Here is a 1,674-nt window from a genome sequence, read left to right as displayed (position 1 = left end):
ACAATGCGACACCCTAAAAAGATTTCCAAAAATTTTCATCAAAAAGTGTGGCGATAGACTTGTGTCTTGTGGTTAGCAGCATTGTTTTTGTCATCGTTTCATTGCTGATTGGCAATTTGATTTTCAGGGTGGTAATCGTCTTGGCAATATCTAAAACCTTGTCAACACTCAAGTTTATATCGCCTGTCTTCAGTATTCTTTCGAGTTCCTTATATACTTTGTAAGCCACAAAACAAATGCAGACATGCGCCTCAATGCGTTTCCTTGTAAAATGGAACATCGGTCGCAGTTCCAGTGTTCCCTTTGTTATGCGGAACGCCCGTTCCACCTGCCAAAGGCCGCTGTATTCTTCATAAACTGTTTTTGCCGACAGGGTTGTATTGGTAATATAGCCTTTCAGACCGTCCCATCGCTCGTCTTCTTTGATTTTATCGTAATTTATGGTCGTTTTGATGTCGTCGCTTATTTCCAAAAATTTGTTGTACCCGCGTTTATTAATCTTGTCCTTGGTTATAGAACCGGTTTTGTATTCTTTTTCAAGCCGTTTTATGCCCTTTTCTCGATTGTTGCGGTCTTTCTTCGCTCTGTTTTCACAATAGCCGACAATCAGACGGGAAGTCGCTGTTTTTTTATATTCGTAAAACGAGCCGTCCTGTTTTTCCAACGCTAAAAGCCAGCCGGTTACCGCTTTGCTCTCATTTTTTATTCGTGCCCCAATGATATATTTGTATTGTTTCTTTTCCAACAGAGCAATATTGTCATTGTTCATCAGTCCCGAATCGGCAACGACTACAAAATCTTTCAAATCAAACTGCTTTACAAAATCCTCCACAACGGGAAGCATCGTATGCCCTTCATACTTGTTTCCCTCGTGAATGGAATAGGCCAGCGGATAGCCACCTGAACTGACCAGTAAGCCCAATACTATCTGTGGACAGGCGTGTTTCCCGTCTTTGGAAAAACCTGTTTTGCGCAAGTCATCACTAAAATCAGTTTCAAAATAAAGTGTGGTTACATCGTAAAAGACAAGTCCGATTTTTCCTCCTAAAATTCGGCGAGTATGGTCAACGCTTATCTGCTGGACTGTATCCTTTTGGGTATCGTGCAATTTGTCCAAATAGCGGTATATTTTGTGTAACTCCACATCTTCGTCAAAATACGACTTCAAGTAATCAACCGTAGCCACCTTGCTGCGCGGATGACAAATGCGAGATACAACCAAATGCTTTAATATCTCATCGTCAATCCGGTCAAAGCCAGCCAATTGAAACACATGATTCAATATCAGTTGTGTCCCATTAAGCAGTATGTTTTCAATATTAGACAACAACGCTTCTGTAACTTGCTTCTCTTCCTGTTGGCGTGTGTGTTCTGCAAACATATCGCGCTCGCCAAGATAAGCCGACAGCCATTTCTTGCCTTGCTGATACAACCTTTCTATCTCAGATTCATCAGAACTTGTTCCGATTGTTTTTACATAATTGGTTTTGCCGTTACCTTTGGCTACAATTACGACACTTGTTGTGCCTGACCGATTTTTCTTTTTGCGTACAAACATGGTGCAAATATAGCACTTTTTGAGGCTTGCGACACCCATTTTGGTGTCGCAATTTCTGCAAATAACTGTGTATGTGAATTTTATAAATTTGTTAAAATGAAAGTGTCAAAGTCAGG

1 protein-coding gene is annotated in these 1,674 nt (G+C 40.7%); it reads right to left on the bottom strand.

Annotated elements, in window-relative coordinates; translation table 11 throughout:
- Positions 1–13: 13 nt before the first annotated feature.
- Positions 14–1,558: an IS1634 family transposase gene (locus ACYPWY_RS16175; RefSeq protein WP_459686578.1), complete on the bottom strand. Its 1,545-nt coding sequence runs from the start codon at positions 1,556–1,558 to the stop codon at positions 14–16.
- Positions 1,559–1,674: the final 116 nt, after the last annotated feature.

The organism is Viscerimonas tarda (assembly GCF_054601255.1).
This window is presented reverse-complemented; position numbering and strand designations above follow the sequence as displayed.

Excerpts from the sequence above, each read along its gene's own strand:
- ACYPWY_RS16175 (WP_459686578.1), bottom strand. The coding sequence starts at position 1,558 with ATGTTTGTACGCAAAAAGAAAAATCGGTCAGGCACAACAAGTGTCGTA.